Source organism: Fontibacillus phaseoli (genome assembly GCF_003337355.1).
GTDB classification, from domain to species: domain Bacteria; phylum Bacillota; class Bacilli; order Paenibacillales; family Paenibacillaceae; genus Fontibacillus; species Fontibacillus phaseoli.
Window position 1 is genome coordinate 72,201 of the sequence record NZ_QPJW01000016.1, and the last position, 20,880, is coordinate 93,080.

Genomic DNA, 20,880 nt, shown 5'->3' on the forward strand with positions numbered 1-20,880 from the left:
ACTTTTGAATAACGACATATGGACAACCTCTATATTAAGGAAAGGAAGAGGCGCATGATGAATCCGGATTTTCACCGCTTGGTAGAACAAGTGCGCCGGACCGCGCGTGAACACGGTATGTGGTCAGCCGGAGATTGCATCGTAGTGGCGGTTTCCGGAGGACCGGACTCCGTAATGCTTCTGCATATATTAGATGAAATCTCCCGGGATCAGGACCTTGGCTTGAAGCTGGTGTGCGCTCATGTCAATCACGGGTTCCGGGGCACCGAATCTGACGGGGAGGCCGAGTTTGTACGGAAATTGGCAGGTAAGCTTCGAATTCCGTTTGAACTCGGCGTTTTTGACATTCCCGGTTATATGAAGGAATCTGGCAAAGGGGGACAACTGGCCGCCCGAGACAAAAGGTATCAATTCCTTCACGGAGTAGCTGATAAACACGGAGCATCGGCCATCGCCCTTGCCCACCATGCCGACGATCAAGCCGAGACGGTACTGATGCGGATTTTGCGCGGTAGCGGACTAACGGGCTTGGGCGGCATGAAGCTGAAACGGCGCCAAAAAAATGTGGAACTTATCCGTCCTTTACTCCGTATATACAAGAATCAACTGATAGCGGCTTGCGATGCTTCCGGCATTCCATATGTGGTTGATAGCTCCAATTTAATCTCCAAGTATGCAAGAAATGCTGTCCGGCTGGATGTGCTGCCTTTTTTGGGGCAATATAATGAACAGCTTACGGATTCGCTGAATCGCCTGGCCGAAGTGGCCGGGGAAGAAGACGATTATATGACGCTGGAAACCGGACGGATTCACGCTGAAATGGTAACATGGGGGGACGGGGAAGCGGCTTTTGGTGCACAAGCTTTTACCTCTTTACATGCCGCTTTACAACGGAGGTTGATTAAACTAATATTAAATTATCTGCCTTTGGGCACGGAGGACAGTGATTTTGTCAAGATTGAAGCGATCCGGAAGGGCGTGGTCCAGGACCTGCCCACCACATGGAGTCTCGATCTTGGCGGAGGAATCCGCTGCTTGCGTGAATACGATACAATCCGGTTTTTACCTGCCCGAGCGGAAAGTCAGATTCCTCATTATACATATGTTGTGGAACATTTTCCGGCGGAACTGTCTATTATGGACACGGGGCGAACCTTGCGCTTTACCCGTTATGAAGCCGGTACCGGCCTTTCGGGGGATATGCCGGAGGGGGACGACGAGGCGGCGTTTGATGCGGATGAGCTCGTTTATCCGCTTACTGTGCGTTCCCGGCTTCCGGGAGATAGAATGAAAGTTATGGGGCTAAATGGAAGCAAAAAGGTGAAAGATATTTTCATCGATGAGAAAATACCTCCCTCTCTTCGCTCCCAAATCCCAATGGTGACGGACGCCAAAGGCCGGATTTTATGGATTCCCGGAGTTCGGCGGTCATCGGTTGCAGCGGTTGGCCGGCAAACGTCTTCCGTTGTGCGCATGGCACTGGATTCGGGAAGTAAGTGACCGACCTTGGGGTTAACCAAGTGAAGGCATTCATAGTATAACGTAGGAGGTTTATTTATCTTGCTAAACGACATTCAAGAAATTCTCATCACCCGGGAACAGATTCAGGAGAAGGTTGTGGAACTAGGCCGCCAATTGAGTGCTGAATATGAAGGCCGGAATCCTTTGGTCATCTGCATTCTAAAGGGAGCATTTATTTTCATGGCGGATTTGGTTAAAGAAATCACCGTGCCGCTGGAGCTTGATTTCATGGCGGTATCCAGTTACGGGGCATCCACCCGTTCCTCGGGAGAAGTAAAAATTATCAAGGATCTGGACACCTCTGTCGAAGGCCGGGACATCCTGATCGTGGAAGATATTATCGACAGCGGTCTTACCCTGAGCTATCTGATTGATGTGCTTGAACGGCGGAAAGTGAACTCCGTCAAAATCGTTACCTTGTTTGACAAGCCGGCGCGCCGGACCGTTAAACTCGAGGCGGATCTGTCGGGCTTTGTAATTCCCGACGCTTTCGTTGTTGGCTACGGGCTGGACTATGCCGAGAAGTACCGGAACCTCCCCTTCGTCGGAGTGCTGAAACCGGAAGTATATACAAGCTAATTTTGCCGGTCCTTGAGAGGCCGGAGCCAACTCCGCCGTTTTTTTGAAAGGCGTGAGCGGCTATGTTAAAATAACTTAAGGTTTTGAGAGGAGGTAGGGGATGAATCGGTTCATCCGGAATTCTGGTTTTTATTTGATACTTTTCTTAGTCGTGGTGGGCATCGTCCAATTCCTCAACAGCGGAAACGAGGCAACCGTCAACCCAAGTTATGCCGAACTGCGGCAGCAATTAAAGGAGAACAACGTCGAGGAATTAACCGGGAAATTCGACGGTTACGCCTATCTGGTAACCGGTAAGTATAGAGTAGAAGTTGGAGACGGCAAGACGAAAACAAAGAACTTCTCCGCCTATATCCCTTATGACCAGAATGTGCTCAAGGAAATAACGGATCTCAGCGAAAAGAACAAATTCGACTTGAACTGGAAAAAGATGCAGGGAGAGAGCATCTGGCTGACTTTCCTGACTTCCATCGTTCCGCTTGCGATCATGTTCATTCTGTTCTTCTTCCTGTTTAATCAGGCACAGGGCGGCGGCGGCAAAGTGATGAACTTCGGCAAGAGCCGGGCCCGTCTTTATAATGAGGAGAAGAAAAAGGTTACGTTTGAGGACGTGGCTGGTGCTGACGAGGAGAAGCAGGAGCTTGTCGAAGTCGTTGAATTCCTAAAAGACCCGCGGAAATTCGCCGCGGTGGGAGCGCGTATCCCTAAAGGGGTTCTGCTCGTGGGTCCTCCGGGGACCGGTAAAACGTTGCTTGCCCGTGCAGTAGCCGGTGAAGCTGGCGTCCCGTTCTTTAGCATTTCGGGTTCCGACTTCGTGGAAATGTTCGTCGGTGTCGGTGCTTCCCGGGTACGGGATTTGTTCGAGAATGCGAAGAAGAATGCTCCATGTATTATTTTCATTGATGAAATTGATGCCGTAGGCCGTCAGCGCGGCGCCGGACTCGGCGGCGGACATGACGAACGCGAACAGACCCTCAACCAGTTGCTTGTTGAGATGGACGGTTTCGGCGGCAATGAAGGAATCATCATCGTCGCGGCGACGAACCGCGCCGACATTCTTGACCCGGCCTTGCTGCGTCCGGGACGTTTTGACCGTCAAATCACGGTTGACCGACCTGATGTGAAGGGCCGTGAAGCGGTACTGAAAGTGCATTCGCGCAACAAGCCGCTGACCAAAGACGTCCGTATGGACGTCATCGCCAAACGGACGACCGGTTTTACCGGCGCCGATCTGGAAAACCTCTTGAACGAAGCGGCGCTCCTTGCCGCACGCCGTAACCGCAAGGATATTTCCATGCGCGAGGTGGATGAAGCGATTGACCGCGTTATCGTCGGGACTGAGAAACGCAGCCGCGTGATCAGCGACCGCGAGAAGCGGATCGTGGCATTCCACGAAGCGGGCCATACGATTGTGGGCTACTTCCTGGAACATGCCGATATGGTACACAAGGTTACGATCATTCCGCGCGGCCGCGCCGGCGGATATGTAATCATGCTGCCGAAGGAAGACCGGATGCTGGTGACGAAGCAGGAACTGCTCGACAAGGTGACCGGCCTGCTGGGCGGCCGCGTGGCGGAGGAGCTGTTCATCGGCGAAATCGGCACCGGGGCGTACAGCGACTTCCAGCAAGCGACGAGCATCGTGCGCAGCATGATCGTCGAATACGGGATGAGCGAGAAGCTCGGACCGATGCAGTTCGGCACATCGCAAGGTCAAGTGTTCTTGGGCCGCGATATCGGCCATGAACAGAATTACAGCGACCAGATTGCTTACGCGATCGATCAGGAAATGCAGCGCTTTATCAACGAGTCGTATGAACGTTGTAAGCAACTGTTGACCGAGCATGCTGCCGAGGTACGACTCATCGCCGAAACGCTGCTTGAGGTGGAAACGCTGGAGCTGGATCAAATCAAGGAATTGATCGAGAACGGCAAATTACTTGAGCCAAGCAAAGCCGGAAATGAAGACGGCAATGACGATGGCAGCTCTTCCGAGCCAGGTGAGCCGATCATCGATAACGTCGGCGATGTCCGCGTTCGCATCCAGGGTAAAACCGAAGATCCGGCACCTGTAGGTCCTACCGGAGATATCCCGAACGAGGTTCCGGGCAGTTCCGCGAATGACATCACTAACGACCCTACGGTAGATTCACCGGAAGGCACGGTCAGTGATGCGCCGCAAACGCCAGACCAAGGCGACAAGGACGACAACGGGCCAGGAAACGCCAACGGAGGCAACACGCCTACGGTGTAAAGAAATCAATATAAATCCGGGAGACAGATCTGTTTCCCGGATTTTTTGTTTTTTGGGAGGCGCCCACGTCCTAGTGGTAGCCGCTTGTCTCCAGTTTGTATTCACGCATAAATACTGCAAAAATACAGTATTTCTCGGGAATTTTTGCATGAAAGTAGATTTTTCTGTAAATATGCATTATTTTTTTCCTATTCTTAGTGAGATTGATCTATACAGCGAAAAATGATGTATAATTGCAGGATTTTTGTCCGTTTGATTGATATTTAGATTAAATTGATGCATGTTTGCAGTATTTTCATCTGAATGATCTGACTTGAGAGATCGAGATTTCAATCGCCCCGTCCTTGTCAGTCACATCCTCAACACACCCAAGTGCCGAATCGCGCTGCGTGCCTAGCGTAATCAAGTTACCGAGTCGCGCCCAACAAAATTGGATCTGAGCAAATTATCGAGCCGCGGACCGAGATTTTATTGTTCAAATTTGAAGTTATCCGATAGGGATCGATTGACAGCCCCAATTCCCTTGTGTAAATTAGTTCTTAAACACACCGTGTGAAATTGGTTACTTTGCCGGCAAGTATGCGTATTTTTGCACAATATAACGGGATGCGGACAAGAGAGAGGATCGCGGCGGGACCGCGGGCGCATGCAGGGGAGGATGTCAGGTGGAAGCTTTAGCACTGGAGCGGAAAGCGGAAATGAACCGCGAACTTCGGGAGAAGCTGGTTCAGCTCAAGAAGGAACGAAACGCCATTATTTTAGCTCATTATTATCAGCGTGATGAAATTCAGGAGGTGGCCGATTTTCGCGGCGACTCGTTTTTGCTTGCCCAAAAGGCGGCTTCGACCGATGCGGAAACGATCGTTTTCTGCGGGGTTCATTTTATGGGGGAAAGCGCGAAAATTCTAGCCCCGAACAAAACGGTGCTTATACCGGACGAACGGGCGGGCTGCCCGATGGCCGACATGGTCAATGTGGACGGTTTGCGCAAAATGAAGGCGCAGCATCCAAACGCTAAGGTTGTCACTTATATCAATTCTTCAGCCGAAATTAAAGCGGAGACGGATATTTGCTGCACATCCTCCAATGCGGTGAAAGTCATTAATTCGGTGGATGCCGACGAGATCATATGGGTGCCTGATAAAAATCTAGGACATTACGTCCAGCAGCATACGGACAAAAAGCTGATTATTTGGGAAGGGTACTGCAATACGCACGATATGCTTACGGTTAAGGATGTGGTCGAGATGAAGGCCAAATATCCGAACGCCGAGTTTGTCGTCCATCCGGAGTGCCGGCCCGAAGTGGTGGCGATGGGTGATTTTGTAGGCAGTACGACGGCGATTCTGGATTACTGCAAAAACTCCTCCGCCAAACAGTTTATCATAGGCACGGAGGACGGGACTGGCTACCAGTTGCGGAAAGACAGCCCGGAGAAGGAATTCCATTTCGCTACCAAGTTTCTGGTTTGTCCGAATATGAAAGTCAATAATTTGAAAAAACTGGTCAAATGTCTGGAAACGATGCAGCCGCAAATTTACGTGCCGCCTGCGATTGCCGATAAGGCCAGAACCTCACTAGAGCGCATGCTACAAGTTAAGTAGCATGCGCTACTCTCTGTTCAAGGGCAGGCGATTACCTTTGATTCCTCAATATTTGGTTGATTTCGATTTAAGCGAGCTCCCTGCAATCGATACGGACGTCATTGTGATCGGGTCCGGGATTGCAGGTTTGTTTACGGCGATCAAAGCAAGTGAAGACCGTCGCGTTACCATGATCACTAAAAAATCGCTGATGGAAAGCAATACGCGATATGCCCAAGGCGGGATCGCAGCGGTCATCTCCAAAGAAGACTCCCCGGCTTCGCACCGGGAGGATACCTTGCTTGCCGGAGCCGGACTCTGTTCGTCGGAATCGGTAAACATATTAGTGAACGAGGGACCCAGCGGGGTCAAGGATCTGATTACGCTCGGGACGGCATTTGACTTGGAGAATGGCGAACTGGCCCTGACGAAAGAAGGGGCCCACAGCCATCGCCGGATTTTGCACGCGAACGGCGATGCGACCGGATATGAGATCGTCCGAGCGTTATCCGTGCAGGTTGCAGGCCACTCCAATATAGATATCTGGAACGATCACTTTGTAATTGACCTCATTACAGAGGATAATGAATGTCTGGGCGCTTTGATTCAGCGTCCCGATGGCCAGCGGGTATTCTTGCGGGGACAGGCAACGATTCTTTGTAGTGGAGGAGCAGGTCAGCTCTACCGCTACACGACGAATCCTGAAGTGGCGACCGGCGATGGCGTGGCGATGGCTTACAGGGCCGGCGCCGTGATCCGGGATATGGAGTTTATTCAATTCCATCCGACCTCGCTCTGCTACCCCGGCGCGCCGCGTTTCCTCATTTCGGAAGCGGTTCGGGGGGAAGGTGCCATCTTGCGTAACATTCACGGCGAACGGTTCATGGAGAAGTACCATGAACTGCTGGAACTGGCTCCCCGGGACATTGTTGCCCGGGCGATCGTCAGCGAGATGGAGAATACCAAATCGAGTATCGTGTATCTCGATATCACCCATGAAACGCCGGAGACGATCAAACACCGGTTTCCGACGATTTACGAAACTTGTATCAGCTACGGCCTCGATATGACCACCGATTGGATTCCTGTGGCCCCGGCTGCGCACTATATGATGGGAGGCGTGCAAACGGGCCATCACGGGGAGACCAGCGTAGACCGCTTGTTCGCTTGCGGAGAGGTGTCGTCTACCGGCGTGCATGGCGCGAATCGCCTGGCGAGCAATTCGCTGTCGGAGGCGATCGTATTCGGGCGGCGGATCGTCGAGCAAATCCGGCGCTTGGAGCCGCTTTCCTATACTGAGCCGCTGCGGATCGATTGCCAAATGAACCGCCATGAAGCGGTTATGCAGCCGATCGTCGAGCGGCGTCTCAAGCTGCAAAAGGTCATGGTGCGTCAGGTAGGCCTGCGCCGGAGCAAGGATGGACTGTTCAAAGGACTGGAGGAATTAAAGCGGCAACTGCCGATTTTCGGGGCTGCGCTGCACTCCCGGGAGCAGCTTGAATTCGCGAATATGCTGACTTGCGCCTTGCTGTTGGCCGAATCCGCCTTGGCGCGTGAGGAGAGCCGCGGCGGCCATTACCGGGAAGATTTCCCGGAACGAAACGACGCGCGGTGGCGCAGACATCTTTTATGTCACCGGGAAAATGGAATGTTGGAGGAACTAAGCGATGATGTTTAACGGATATAATGAAGGGCTGATTGAATCGATCCGCTTATGGCTCAAGGAGGATGTAGGGTCCGGCGATGTAACTACCGGCGTGACGATTCCGGGCGGCCATGCATCGAAAGGGATTATCCATGCCAAAGAAGCCGGGGTCATTGCCGGGATGCCGGTAGCCCAGCTCGTCTTTGAGGTGGTCGATCCCCTGCTCACCTTTACTCCGCTAGTAAAGGACGGACAATCCGTCGCGAAAGGGACCGTTCTCGCCGAAGTGGAAGGCAGCACCCACAGTATTTTGACGGGAGAACGGCTTGCCCTTAATCTTTTGCAGCGGCTGTCGGGGATTGCCACACGGACCCGCACTTTTGTGGATGCGCTGGAAGGGCTGCCGGTCCGGCTGGTCGATACGCGCAAAACTACGCCAGGCCACCGTATGCTGGAGAAATACGCGGTGCGCACCGGCGGCGGCGCGAATCATCGTTTCGGGCTGTATGATGCCGTTATGATTAAGGACAACCACATCAAAGGGGCAGGCGGCATTGCGCAGGCGGTCAGCCGGGCGCGGGCGAATATTCCCCATACGATGACGATTGAGGTAGAGACGGAGAGCCTGGAGCAAGTCGAAGAGGCTTTGGCAGCCGGAGCGGATATTATTATGCTGGACAATATGAGTCCCGAATTGATGAAGGAAGCGGTGGCGCGTATTAAAGCCAAGGCCCCTCACGTCAAGGTGGAGGCTTCCGGCAACGTCAATCTGCAAACGGTGCGGGGCATCGCGGAGAGCGGCGTGGATGTTATTTCGGTGGGACGGTTAACTTATTCTTTTGAGAGTCTGGATATCAGTCTGGACTTAGGCGAAAAAAAGAAAGAGGGGTAAATGCCATGTTTCTTGTGGTAGATGTCGGCAACACCAATATCGTACTCGGCGTTTACAGAGGGCGTGAGCTGCTTCATCATTTTCGGATCGGCACGAACCGGCAATCGACGGTCGATGAGTACGGAGTGCTGATCTACAACTTGTTTCAAATGTCCAAAATTGATGTAGAGGAGATCGAGGGAGTTATCATTTCTTCGGTCGTTCCGCCGTTAATGCATGTGCTTGAAGAGTTATGCGAAAAATATTTGCATCATAAGCCGCTGATCGTCGGCCCGGGCATCAAAACAGGGCTCAATTTGCGCTATGAGAATCCGCGCGAGGTTGGTGCGGACCGGATCGTCAACGCGGTCGCCGCGATCGAACAATACGGCGGACCGCTGGTAGTGGTCGATTTCGGCACGGCCACGACGTTTGACTGCGTCGATGCACAGGGTAATTATTTGGGCGGGGCCATTGTGCCGGGCATCGGGATTTCGACCGAAGCGTTGTACCAAAGGGCATCGAAACTGCCGCGGATCGAACTGGAGAAACCGAAGAAGGTCATCGGCCGGAATACCGTACATGCGATGCAGGCGGGGATCATTTTTGGTTATGCCGGTCAGGTTGACGGTATTGTGGGACGAATCCGGCGCGAGATGAATGCCGAGCTGAAGGTGGTAGCCACCGGCGGACTCGCCGAGCTGATTGCTAGTGAAGCATCTTCCATCCAGGAAGTGAATCCTTGGCTCACGCTTGAAGGGCTGCGCCTCATTTACGAGCGAAATCAATAAGGTGTTTATATAAAGAAGGTAGTGGAAGTTAATCGACCTCTACAAAGGAGGCTTCATCTGTGGAAGAAAACAAGACTGAAAAAGACCGTCTGATCCGCGGTACGGCGATGGACGGAAAAGTCCGCGCCTTCGCGGTCCGGACGACGCAAGTGGTAGAAGAGCTTCGCCGGCGCCATGACACCTACCCGACGACTACGGCGGCGCTTGGCCGGACCGTGACGGCGGCGGCTATGATGGGCGCGATGCTCAAAGGGGAAGAACGGCTGTCGATCCAGGTCAAGGGGGACGGGCCGATTGGCCAAATCGCGGCGGACGCCAACGCCAAAGGCGAGGTACGCGGCACTGTGACCAACCCGCATGTTCAACTGCCCAGTAACAGCAAGGGCAAGCTTGACGTAGCTGGAGCCGTCGGAACAACCGGCTTCATCCATGTAACCAAGGATTTGGGCCTTAAAGATCCTTACCGTGGTAGCGTGCCGTTGATTTCGGGGGAGCTCGGAGAAGATTTCACCTATTATTTCGCCTTGTCGGAGCAGACGCCTTCGGCGGTTGGACTTGGTGTTCTGGTTGATACGGATTCTAGCGTAATCGTGGCGGGCGGGTTCATCATTCAGTTGCTTCCGGGACTTAGCGATCCCGAAATCGATGCCATCGAACACGCGGTCAGCCAACTGCCTCCGGTGACGTCGCTGCTCGACCAGGGACTGGAGCTGGAAGAGATGCTGCGCTGGATCTTGCCGGACGTCAAAGTGCTGGATGAAATGGATATCATTTTCTCCTGCAACTGCTCGTGGGAACGCGTCGAACGCACGCTGATCAGTTTAGGCAAAGACGAATTAATCCAGCTCCGCGACGAGGACAAGGAGACTGAAGTCGTCTGCGATTTTTGTAATGAGGTATACACGTTCGGACAACAAGAGCTGGATGATTTAATTGCCAAGACCGAACAGGATAATTGAGAAGAAAGAACATGCGCATACTTTGCTCGCCCGAAGTTCAACTTAGGGGGGGCAAAGTATTTTTTATGGCCTTTATTGACAACTCCGATCGGTGTTGTTAAGATAATAGATAGTAAAACCAACTTATTTACTCGGAATAAGGAATTTTAACAAAATGAATGCCTCTACTGGTTTTTAACATCAGGAGCTTGATTACTACAGCAAGAATCAACGCGATTATCCAATATTGTTTTTATATTATGAGGAGGGTTTTATCATGGCAAAAGTCGTAAATAACGTAACGGATTTGATTGGCGGTACGCCGCTGGTTCGCCTGAACCGCATTGTTCCGGAAGACAGCGCGGAAATCTACGTAAAACTGGAATATCAAAATCCGGGTTCCAGCGTAAAGGACCGGATCGCAATCAGCATTGTTGAAGAAGCGGAAAAAGCGGGCAAGCTGAAGCCGGGCGGAACCATCGTAGAAGCCACAAGCGGAAATACCGGGATCGGCTTGGCGCTTGTAGCTGCGGCTAAAGGCTATAAAGCGGTTATCATCATGCCGGAAACGATGAGCTTGGAGCGTCGCAACCTGCTTCGCGCTTACGGTGCCGAGCTTGTATTGACTCCGGGATCGGAAGGCATGAACGGTGCGGTGAAGAAGGCCGAAGAAATTCTGGCCGCCAATCCGGACTATTTCCTGGCCGATCAATTTAGAAATCAGGCCAACGTGAAGATTCACCGTGAAACGACCGGTCCGGAAATCGTGGAAGCAATCGAATCGCTGGACGGCCAATTGGATGCGTTTGTAGCGGGTATCGGTACAGGCGGAACGATCTCCGGCGCGGGCGAAGTGCTCAAGAACCGTTTCCCGGATGTGAAAATTTATGCAGTAGAACCGGCTGCTTCTCCGATTTTGGCGGGCGGCAAACCAGGTCCCCATAAAATCCAGGGTCTTGGCGCGAACTTCATTCCGGAAATTTTGAATCGCGAAATTTACGATGAAATTATTCACGTGGAAAATGACGACGCTTTTGAACAAGCGCGCAAAGTGGCTAAAGAAGAAGGCATTCTCTCCGGGATCTCTTCCGGCGCGGCCGTTTTCGCTGCCCTGAAAGTGGCTAAAGAGTTGGGTAAAGGCAAGCGGGTTGTAGCTATCATTCCAAGTAACGGCGAACGTTACCTCAGCACACCGCTTTATAATTTCGAAGCTTAATCTTTTTAAAGAAATTTTTGGTTATTTTCACTCGGAAATAGTTGAATGTTTATAGGCTGGCTTATGACTGCGCCCTCACGGCTGATCCTTCCAGGACACCGCGGGGGTTGTTGTGTTTGCAAAGTATCGGCGTTTTAGTATACTAGCAAGCAATAAGCTTGCGACGATGAACACGGATATAGCATGAATATAGACGACGAAAAAATGAAGCTGGAGGATACAGTGGCGGATGGAAACGGTGATATCGCAAAAGCAGTGGGAGACATGGGCAACGGAAGGAGCGTGGACACTGCTGCCATGTGCCGTAAAATACCGGCCTGTCGGGGATTTGCCTCTCAATTGGATGGGGGCCTGGGAACAAGCCGAGCCTTATTCTTTTGTTCTGGAGAGCGGCAAGGGAGGCAGATACACCTTTGTGGGAATGAATCCGGTGTCGGTTATTCGGGGGAAAGGCAACTCGGCCGTAGTCCGGGAAGATAATTCCGACAACGCAATGGAACTGAAGGGGAAGCCGCTTGAGTTGTTGCGGCGATGGATGCAACCGTTTAAATCACCCGCCGTTTCCTATTTGCCGAAGTTTTGCGGCGGCGCAGTCGGCTTTCTTGGCTACGATATCGTCCGTTCGCTGGAGCGGCTGCCCCGGTTGGCCAAAGACGATTTGGAGCTTGACGACTACGTGTGGATGCGGTTTGAGGAGCTTTGGGTGTGGGACCGGGAAGAAGCGGCTCTATATGCGGTCGTCCACCGCCGGGCGGGAGAATTCTCAACCTTGCAGGAAACGTATAGACAAGCGGAGGAACGGGCTATCTCCATGATCGGACAATGGGAAAAGATTAGCTCGGCCGCCAGGGCTGCTGGAATAGATGAGTCAGAGGAACCGGAACTCGGGGATGCCAAAGAGATCGATGCCTTCGAGGATGCAGTTTCCTCGATGTCCCAGCAGGAGTTCGAGGCTGCCGTGAGCCGCATACAGGAATACATCGCAGCCGGCGATGTGTTTCAGGTCAATTTATCGCTCAGACAAGCCTTCAAGCTGTCATCTTCTCCGGAAGCGGTCTATGAATGGCTGCGGCGGATCAATCCTTCCCCTTATATGGGCATGCTGCGGTTTCCGGATTTCCAGCTCGTTTCCGCTTCGCCGGAACTGCTGGTGAAGCTGGAGAACGGGCGGATGAGCACCCGCCCGATTGCGGGGACCCGGAGGCGCGGCCTGACGGAGGAAGAGGACGCTTTTATGGAGGCTGAGTTGACTCAAAGCGAGAAAGAGCGCGCGGAACATATCATGCTGGTCGACCTGTTGCGGAACGATTTGGGGCGCGTGGCCGAATACGGTTCGGTCGGTGTCAGCGAACTGTTCTGCGTCGAGCGTTACTCGCATGTGATGCATTTGGTGTCCGAGGTGGAAGGGACCCTGCCGTCCGGGAAAACCGCATTCGATGCGATCGCCGCCATATTCCCCGGAGGAACGATTACCGGCGCGCCGAAAGTCCGGACGATGGAGATCATTGAGGAGCTGGAACCGGTCACCCGCGGGCCTTATACCGGTTCCATGGGATGGATTGACTATAACGGGAATATGGAATTAAATATTATTATACGTACGCTGGTCGTTAAGGACGGATTTGGATATATTCAGGCAGGGGCGGGCATCGTGATCGATTCCGTACCCTACCGCGAATACAGGGAAAGCCGCAATAAAGCCAGGGCTGTTGCCGTGGCGTTGCGAAATAGCGAAATAAACGCCGCTCAGGCGAAGGACAGGGGATGAAAGAATGATACTGGTCATCGACAATTACGATTCTTTTACGTATAACCTGGTTCAGTATTTGGGGGAGCTGGGAGAAGAGGTAACAGTCCGGCGCAATGACGAAATCGGCGTGGAAGGGATTGAAGACCTGCGCCCAGACCATATTTTGCTTTCTCCGGGGCCCTGCACGCCGAATGAGGCGGGGATCACGCTGGAGGTCATCGAACGCTTCAAAGAATCCATTCCGATCTTCGGCGTTTGCCTCGGACATCAGGCGATCGGTCAGGCTTTTGGCGGGAACGTGATCCGTGCCGAGCGGCTGATGCACGGGAAGACCTCGCCGATTCACCATAAGGGCGAATCGGTATTTGCGGGGCTGCCGTCGCCGTTTACGGCAACGCGCTATCATTCCCTGATCGTGGAGCGGGAGAGCCTCCCCGATTGCCTGGAGATTACGGCAGAGACGGAGGAAGGCGAGATTATGGGGCTGCGCCATAAGCAATATGCAGTGGAAGGCGTCCAGTTTCATCCCGAATCGATCATTACCGATCATGGGCATCAAATTCTCCGCAACTTCCTGAACCGGAAGTCGGGAGCGAGAGTATGAAATACATCGGGGTGAATGGAGTACCCACCCCATCGGGCGAAGCCGTGATTTCCGTAATGGATCACGGCTTCATGTACGGAATGGGGCTATTCGAGACGTTGCGGACGTATAGCGGAGAGCCTTGCCTGTTGGACAGGCACTTGACCAGGCTGAACGAAGGCTGTGGTATTCTCGGCATTCCCTATGAGGCTGATGCCAAGAAGATGCAAACGGAGATCGGTGAACTGCTGGCTTTGAACGGCCTAAGTGAAGCCTATATTCGCTTAACCGTTTCGGCGGGAGAAGGCCCGCTCGGCCTTACTACAGAAAAGTACTCGAAGCCTGCCGTTATTCTATACGCAAAGCCATTGCCCCCCGTGAATCCGGTACTGTATACGCTAGGCAAGCAGCTATGGCTGCTCCGCACCCGGCGTAACACGCCTGAGAGTGATGTCCGCTTGAAGTCGCTCCACTATATGAACAATTTGCTGGCAAGGCGCGAATTGGCGGTCTATGAAGCTCGGGAGACGGCTGAAACCTCGAACTTGCCCGTCGCCCAAGGCGCCTCTCCATCTTTAAGCTCATACTCGCTCCCTGCCGAAGGAATGCTGCTTACCGCCGAGGGGCATTTGGCTGAGGGAATTGCCAGTAATTTATTTTTTATAGAAAAAGGCAAACTATATACGCCAGAGATCGGAACGGGCATCCTGCCGGGAATTACCCGGGCTGTAGTGATTGAGCTTGCCGCTAAGTGCAGATTGGCTATGGAAGAGGGGAAGTATACCTGGGACAGGCTCGCGCGGGCGGAGGAAGTGTTTGTAACCAACTCGGTACAGGAACTGGTGCCGGTGACTTTGCTTGCCGAACCGGACGGAAAGCGTATAGGTGTAGGTGACGGGGAAATCGGCCGGATAACCAGACAGCTTTTATATTTTTACAGAGAGAGTGTGGGGAGACAGCATGCGCAATAAGTTGTACAAAAGGAATTACCCATGCGGGGACACTACGCTGAAGCTAGGGGAACGGACCCTCATTATGGGGATCCTGAATGTGACTCCCGATTCGTTCTCGGACGGCGGACGCTATAATGATGTTGACCGGGCGGTTCGCCATGCTATACAGATGATTGAGCAGGGGGCCGACCTGATCGACCTCGGAGGAGAATCGACGCGTCCCGGACATAAACAGGTAAGCGAGCAGGAGGAGTTGGAACGCGTAATTCCGGTGGTGGAAGCCCTTCACCGCGAGATACCGCATATTCCGTTATCCGTGGATTCTTATAAAGCGATGGTGGCCCGGGAGTCGCTCAAAGCGGGCGCCCACATCATTAATGATATTTGGGGGTTCAAGGGGGATCGCCAAATGGCCGGTGTGGCCGCGGAATTCGGATGTCCGGTTATTTTGATGCATAACCGTCATGATCGCAATTACAAGGATTTGCTAAAGGATGTGGCGGACGATCTGATGGAGTGCATCCGGATTGCCAGGGAAGCCGGAGTTCGGGATGAGCAGATTATTTTGGACCCGGGAATCGGGTTTGCCAAAGATTATAACGAAAATTTGCAGGTGATGAAGTCGTTGGATCAGCTTATGGAGCTTGGATTTCCTATGCTTCTAGGGACTTCGCGCAAAAAATTCATCCGCACCGCTCTGGACCTGGAAGCCGATGAGGTCGTGCTTGGAACGGCGGCTACCGTCGCTTTCGGCATTGCGCAGGGGTGCCAGATCGTTCGCGTTCACGATGTTAAGGAGATCAAGCGTACGGTGCAAATGTGCGACGCCATTTTATACGCACCATCTACAAGCCAGGGGGATATAAATTATGGATAAAATGATTATTCGCCGGATGGAATATTTCGGCTACCACGGTGTTTTTGACGAAGAGCGGAAATTGGGCCAGCGTTTCTACGTAGACCTTGCGCTTGAACTTGATTTGCGGCGGGCGGGTCAGAACGATGATCTTACCGAGACGGTAAATTATGCTGAAATCCATGAACATGTGAAAGCAATCGTCGAGCAAAAAAGCTTTAAATTAATCGAGGCGCTTGCTGAGCATATTGCATCCTCGGTTTTGGACACTTATACTATGGTAGATGCCTTAACGGTCGGCGTGACGAAGCCGCATCCGCCTTTTGACATTCATTTCGAAGGTGTGACGGTCGAATTGCACCGATCCAGAAAGTGAGAAGGATTCATGACTAAACATTCCACCTCTGACGGATCAGAGGCTTATATTGCATTAGGGGCTAATTTGGGGGACCGGAAATCCACGTTAATAAAAGCCGTAGCTTTGCTGGACGGGCAACCGGATATTACGGTGCTTCGCAGTTCGAATTTATATGAGACGGATCCCGTCGGGTACGTGGATCAGCCTAATTTTGTCAATATGGCATTAGCGCTTCGGACTACGCTAACCCCCGAGGCACTGCTGAAGGTCATGCTGGAAATCGAGCTTGTCCTCGGACGGGAACGAAAAATCCGCTGGGGCCCGCGGACGGTAGATTTGGATCTGTTATGGATGGAGGGGCAAATCATTGATACGCCTTTCCTGACTTTGCCCCATCCGCGAATGCTGGAGAGGTCTTTTGTGCTGGTTCCGCTTTGCGACATTGTTCCGAAAGGGGATGCTACGGGACTTTACGAGCTGGCGCATACGGCCCTGAACCTTATGGACGGAAAGGAAGGGGTACGGTTTTGGAAAACAGGCATCTGGCCCAGCGCATCCGCGCATTCCGGAAACTGAAGGGATTTACGCAGCAGCAGCTTGCCGACGAGTCGGGCGTATCGCTAGCTGTCCTAGGGGCTATAGAACGGGGAAACCGCCGTGCAGAAGATCAAATTTTAAATAAAATTGCAGATGTTATCGGAGTCACTGTGGCGGAGTTGAAGCAGACGGAGTAGGCGGGCTTGAAAAATCAAGCCGCTGTCATGATTCCGAGTTTAGTCGATACGAAGCTTTCCGGGGGGCAAATCTGGCAAAACCAAGCCTATGCTTTCGAAGCAAGTTTTGTACGAAGATTCCCAGAAAGTATAGCTCACAAACGTTTAAGGAGGGACTATCATGCTAAAGATCGGTGATATAGAAATGAAAAATCAGGTCGTGCTAGCCCCGATGGCGGGAGTGTGCAATCCGGCCTTCCGGTTAATAGCCAAAGAATTTGGCACCGGGCTTGTCTGCGCAGAGATGGTTAGCGATAAAGCGATCATTCACGGCAACAAGCGGACTAAAGAAATGCTGTTCGTAGATGAGCGGGAAAAACCGTTGAGCTTGCAAATTTTCGGCGGGGACCGCGAATCTCTCGTCGAAGCGGCCAAAGTAGTCGATCAGGAGACGAATGCGGATATTATTGATATCAACATGGGCTGTCCTGTGCCCAAAGTGACGAAATGTGATGCGGGTGCGCGTTGGCTGCTCGATCCGAACAAGATCTTTGAAATGGTGTCCGCAGTTGTGGATGCCGTAAGCAAACCGGTTACGGTAAAAATGCGGATCGGCTGGGATGCCGAGCATATTTATGTCGTTGATAACGCCAAGGCTGTAGAACAGGCGGGCGGTAAAGCGGTCAGTGTTCATGGCCGTACGCGGGAACAACTGTATACGGGCAAGGCGGACTGGGAATTCATAAGACAGGTCAAAGAGGCCGTGTCTATTCCGGTTATCGGTAATGGTGATGTGGCTACTCCGGAAGATGCCAAGCGCATGCTGGATCAAACCGGCTGCGACGGAGTCATGATCGGGCGCGGCGCGTTGGGTAATCCTTGGATGCTATATCGTACGGTTGAGTATCTGAAAACCGGAATCCTGCTGCCTGAGCCGGAAGCTGCGGAGAAAATCCGGATCGCGATCCTGCATATGGACCGTTTGGCCGCCCTCAAAGGCGAGAGCGTCGCTGTCCGGGAAATGCGCAAGCACTTGGCCTGGTATCTGAAAGGCCTCAAGGGCGCTGCCCGGGTCAAAGACGTTATTATGGAGGAAACCAGACGCGACGAAATGGCACGGATCCTCGAAAGTTTTGTCGCTGAGATGGGCGCGGAAGGCGATACAGCCGAGTCTGCATAGGCGCCGTGTAGTTAATGAGTTTTTGTTTCGGAAGAGCCCACCCCTTATGAAGCGTTTTCATTTGCAAATTGGGGTGTCATTGACATTTCAGAATGGTTATCCTATAATTTCACAGTATAAATTCGCCTCAGGAGATAACTTCCACAACATGGATGGTCTGACCTCCATGCGATTGCATATGATATTCTCAATGAAGCGTGAGTTTTCACGGCCGTTGTCAGGCGGGAATTACGGAACTTCTTAGGGAGATCACAGCCTATTTTCTCCATTTTTTGGGGGAGGCGCCCTTGTTTGAAGCTGCCCGGCAGTCCGCCGCACAGTGCGAATATTATTTCCATGACAGGAGAATCGGTTGAGATGAGCGATAAAGAAGTCATTCTTACACAGGACGGTCTGAAGAGACTGGAAGAAGAATTGGAGAATCTGAAGTCTGTAAGACGCCGCGAGGTGGCCGAGCGGATTAAAACCGCCATTGGATACGGCGATATCAGTGAGAACTCTGAATATGAAGATGCCAAGAACGAACAGGCATTTATCGAGGGACGTATCATCACCCTGGAAAAAATGCTGCGCAATGCCCGGATCATCAACAATGACGAGATCGATACGGATACAGTAAGCATCGGTTCAACGGTTACGGTTAAGGATTTGGAGTATGGCGATACGACGGAATATGCGATTGTCGGTACGGCAGAATCCGACCCGCTGCAGAATAAAATATCGAACGAAAGCCCTGTCGGCAAGGCTATTCTCGGTAAGAAAAAAGGTGCTGTAGTCGATGTGACGGTACCGGCGGGCGTCATTCAATATAAAATAATCGATATCAAGAAATAAGGCTGAACTAGCGTCCCAAGAAGCTTCCCCAGCGGAAGCTTCTTTCACTGTTTTAAATACAAGTTGTAAGGAGTGGAACGAATTGAGCGAGGAACAAAATAACCAGGAAATCGTTGAGATTAGTGAACTGCTGCAAGTCCGTCGCGACAAATTGGACGAGCTGCGCGGATTGGGTGTAGATCCTTTTGGCGGCAAGTATGAACGCACCGCGATGGCGGGGGAGATTTTGAAGCAATACGACGGATTGACCAAGGAAGAACTCGAGGAGAAGCAGTTGAAGGTTTCGGTCGCAGGTCGGATTATGGCCAAACGGGTCATGGGCAAAGCCAGCTTTGCGCATATTCAGGATCTGTCGGGCAAAATTCAGATTTACGTGCGTCAGGACAGCGTGCCTGAAGTGGAGTACGCGGCTTTCGGCGTTCTTGATCTCGGAGACATCGTTGGTGTGACCGGCGAAGTGTTTAAGACCAAAACCGGAGAAACTACGATCAAAGCTGAAAACCTGGTTGTTTTGTCCAAATCGCTTTATCCGCTTCCCGACAAATATCACGGCCTTAAGGACGTGGAGCTGCGCTATCGCCAACGTTACGTTGATTTGATCGTAAATCCGGAAGTACAGCAAACGTTCATCAAGCGCTCCCGGATCATTCAATCCATGCGTCGTTATTTGGATTCCCTTGGCTACTTGGAAGTCGAAACGCCGACTTTGCACAGCATCGCCGGAGGCGCGGCCGCACGTCCTTTCGTTACGCATCATAATGCGCTGGACATGGAGTTGTACATGCGGATTGCTATTGAGCTTCATCTGAAACGCCTGATTGTGGGCGGGTTGGAGAAAGTTTATGAGATCGGACGGGTGTACCGAAACGAAGGGATTTCTACGCGTCATAACCCGGAATTCACAATGATCGAATTGTACGAAGCTTATGCCGACTACAAGGATATTATGGCCCTGACTGAAAATATGATAGCTTATATCGCTCAAGAAGTACTGGGAACGCAAATTTTGCAGTACCAAGGGCAGGAAGTCGACCTGACTCCGCAATGGCGCCGCGTATCTATGGTAGATGCGGTTAAAGAAGTAACCGGCGTGGACTTCGGCGTTCACATGAGCAACGAAGAAGCTCATCGCTTGGCCAAGGAACATAAAGTACCGGTTGAACCGCATATGACTTTTGGACATATTTTGAATGCGTTCTTCGAGCAGTTTGTTGAGGAAACCCTGATCCAGCCGACCTTTGTATTCGGACATCCGGTGGAAATCTCTCCGCTGGCCAAAAAGAATGAGGAAGATCCGCGATTCACCGATCGCTTCGAGCTGTTTATTGTAGCTCGTGAGCATGCGAACGCATTTTCCGAGCTTAATGACCCTATCGATCAACGCCAGCGTTTTGAGGGTCAACTGCTCGAACGTGAGCATGGTAACGATGAAGCCCATGAAATGGACGATGACTTCATTCGCGCATTGGAATATGGCATGCCGCCGACTGGCGGTCTGGGTATCGGGATCGACCGTCTCGTGATGTTGTTGACCGATGCCGCTTCAATCCGGGACGTTCTGCTATTCCCGCACATGCGCAATAATGTTGAATAATTTAACTTGCTGCAGACCCTGCATTATGCGGGGTCTGTTTTTAATTGAATTTACTTAATAAATAGGTTGCATTGTATGAGCATACGTGATATATTATAAATCCGGTCGCAAGTAACAAGCTTTTTGAAGAAGATCAGAAATGATCGAAAAAATAATGCTTGCTAAACTGCGCTGGATGTTGTACACTATGAAAGTTGCCGCTGATGAGGCGGTGATGAAAAAAGCGAAGTTGATCTTTGAAAACTGAACAACGAGTGAGTATTAAAATGAGAATTAATTTTCTCGTCAGTTTTTCTAAATGAGCAAGTCAAACACTTTTGATGGAACACCTCATGCCTTCGGACATGAGACTCCTTCCATCCTTATTGGAGAGTTTGATCCTGGCTCAGGACGAACGCTGGCGGCGTGCCTAATACATGCAAGTCGAGCGGACTTGATGGAGAGCTTGCTCTCCTGATAGTTAGCGGCGGACGGGTGAGTAACACGTAGGCAACCTGCCCGTAAGACTGGGATAACTACCGGAAACGGTAGCTAATACCGGATAATTTATTTCTTCGCATGGAGAGATAATGAAAGACGGAGCAATCTGTCACTTACGGATGGGCCTGCGGCGCATTAGCTAGTTGGTGGGGTAACGGCTCACCAAGGCGACGATGCGTAG

Annotated in this window: 19 protein-coding genes and 1 rRNA gene; all 20 read left to right on the plus strand. The window is 51.9% G+C overall.

Going from position 1 to position 20,880, the window contains the following annotated elements; genetic code table 11:
* Nucleotides 1-57: 57 nt before the first annotated feature.
* Nucleotides 58-1,500 (plus strand): tRNA lysidine(34) synthetase TilS, encoded by a 1,443-nt coding sequence (tilS, locus tag DFP94_RS23140; RefSeq protein WP_114498861.1) that lies wholly within the window; start codon nucleotides 58-60, stop codon nucleotides 1,498-1,500.
* A 60-nt stretch (nucleotides 1,501-1,560) separates the two neighbouring features.
* Nucleotides 1,561-2,100 carry a hypoxanthine phosphoribosyltransferase gene (gene hpt / locus DFP94_RS23145; RefSeq protein ID WP_114498841.1) on the plus strand — a complete coding sequence of 180 codons (540 nt, stop codon included), beginning with the start codon at nucleotides 1,561-1,563 and terminating at the stop codon, nucleotides 2,098-2,100.
* Nucleotides 2,101-2,200: 100 nt separating this feature from the next.
* Complete coding sequence (gene ftsH, locus DFP94_RS23150) at nucleotides 2,201-4,354, plus strand: ATP-dependent zinc metalloprotease FtsH (protein WP_114498842.1); 2,154 nt, start codon at nucleotides 2,201-2,203, stop codon at nucleotides 4,352-4,354.
* Between the two features lie 665 nt (nucleotides 4,355-5,019).
* Complete coding sequence (gene nadA / locus DFP94_RS23155; protein WP_114498843.1) at nucleotides 5,020-5,958, plus strand: quinolinate synthase NadA; 939 nt, start codon at nucleotides 5,020-5,022, stop codon at nucleotides 5,956-5,958.
* Between the two features lie 37 nt (nucleotides 5,959-5,995).
* A complete protein-coding gene (gene nadB / locus DFP94_RS23160; RefSeq protein WP_114498844.1) occupies nucleotides 5,996-7,615 on the plus strand; it encodes an L-aspartate oxidase in 1,620 nt (539 codons plus the stop codon).
* On the plus strand, nucleotides 7,605-8,474 hold the full coding sequence (nadC, locus tag DFP94_RS23165; RefSeq protein ID WP_114498845.1) for a carboxylating nicotinate-nucleotide diphosphorylase: 870 nt from the start codon (nucleotides 7,605-7,607) through the stop codon (nucleotides 8,472-8,474). Before nadB ends, nadC begins: the two co-directional genes overlap by 11 nt.
* Before the next feature lie 5 nt (nucleotides 8,475-8,479).
* Nucleotides 8,480-9,244 carry a type III pantothenate kinase gene (locus DFP94_RS23170; protein WP_114498846.1) on the plus strand — a complete coding sequence of 255 codons (765 nt, stop codon included), beginning with the start codon at nucleotides 8,480-8,482 and terminating at the stop codon, nucleotides 9,242-9,244.
* Nucleotides 9,245-9,303: 59 nt separating this feature from the next.
* A complete protein-coding gene (gene hslO, locus DFP94_RS23175) occupies nucleotides 9,304-10,203 on the plus strand; it encodes an Hsp33 family molecular chaperone HslO (protein WP_281269524.1) in 900 nt (299 codons plus the stop codon).
* 256 nt (nucleotides 10,204-10,459) lie between these two features.
* Nucleotides 10,460-11,398 carry a cysteine synthase A gene (cysK, locus tag DFP94_RS23180; protein WP_114498847.1) on the plus strand — a complete coding sequence of 313 codons (939 nt, stop codon included), beginning with the start codon at nucleotides 10,460-10,462 and terminating at the stop codon, nucleotides 11,396-11,398.
* 229 nt (nucleotides 11,399-11,627) lie between these two features.
* A complete protein-coding gene (locus tag DFP94_RS23185) occupies nucleotides 11,628-13,166 on the plus strand; it encodes an anthranilate synthase component I family protein (RefSeq protein ID WP_114498848.1) in 1,539 nt (512 codons plus the stop codon).
* Between the two features lie 4 nt (nucleotides 13,167-13,170).
* Complete coding sequence (gene pabA / locus DFP94_RS23190) at nucleotides 13,171-13,752, plus strand: aminodeoxychorismate/anthranilate synthase component II (RefSeq protein WP_114498849.1); 582 nt, start codon at nucleotides 13,171-13,173, stop codon at nucleotides 13,750-13,752.
* Entirely contained in the window at nucleotides 13,749-14,702 is a 954-nt protein-coding gene (locus DFP94_RS23195) for an aminotransferase class IV (RefSeq protein WP_114498850.1), read from the plus strand. The genes pabA and DFP94_RS23195 overlap by 4 nt, the downstream gene beginning before the upstream one ends.
* Entirely contained in the window at nucleotides 14,692-15,561 is an 870-nt protein-coding gene (gene folP / locus DFP94_RS23200) for a dihydropteroate synthase (protein WP_114498851.1), read from the plus strand. The genes DFP94_RS23195 and folP overlap by 11 nt, the downstream gene beginning before the upstream one ends.
* Nucleotides 15,554-15,916, plus strand: a complete 363-nt coding sequence (gene folB, locus DFP94_RS23205; RefSeq protein WP_114498852.1) for a dihydroneopterin aldolase — start codon at nucleotides 15,554-15,556, stop codon at nucleotides 15,914-15,916. Before folP ends, folB begins: the two co-directional genes overlap by 8 nt.
* 9 nt (nucleotides 15,917-15,925) lie before the next feature.
* Entirely contained in the window at nucleotides 15,926-16,474 is a 549-nt protein-coding gene (folK, locus tag DFP94_RS23210) for a 2-amino-4-hydroxy-6-hydroxymethyldihydropteridine diphosphokinase (RefSeq protein WP_114498853.1), read from the plus strand.
* Nucleotides 16,426-16,632: a helix-turn-helix domain-containing protein gene (locus DFP94_RS23215; protein ID WP_114498854.1), complete on the plus strand. Its 207-nt coding sequence runs from the start codon at nucleotides 16,426-16,428 to the stop codon at nucleotides 16,630-16,632. Before folK ends, DFP94_RS23215 begins: the two co-directional genes overlap by 49 nt.
* A 160-nt stretch (nucleotides 16,633-16,792) precedes the next feature.
* Entirely contained in the window at nucleotides 16,793-17,791 is a 999-nt protein-coding gene (gene dusB, locus DFP94_RS23220) for a tRNA dihydrouridine synthase DusB (RefSeq protein WP_114498855.1), read from the plus strand.
* A gap of 357 nt (nucleotides 17,792-18,148) precedes the next feature.
* Complete coding sequence (gene greA / locus DFP94_RS23225) at nucleotides 18,149-18,625, plus strand: transcription elongation factor GreA (RefSeq protein WP_114498863.1); 477 nt, start codon at nucleotides 18,149-18,151, stop codon at nucleotides 18,623-18,625.
* A gap of 82 nt (nucleotides 18,626-18,707) precedes the next feature.
* The gene (gene lysS / locus DFP94_RS23230; protein WP_114498856.1) at nucleotides 18,708-20,219 is read left to right on the plus strand and encodes a lysine--tRNA ligase; all 1,512 of its coding nucleotides are present in this window, start codon (nucleotides 18,708-18,710) and stop codon (nucleotides 20,217-20,219) included.
* A 362-nt stretch (nucleotides 20,220-20,581) separates the two neighbouring features.
* Nucleotides 20,582-20,880 (plus strand): 16S ribosomal RNA (locus DFP94_RS23235); the annotation flags it as partial.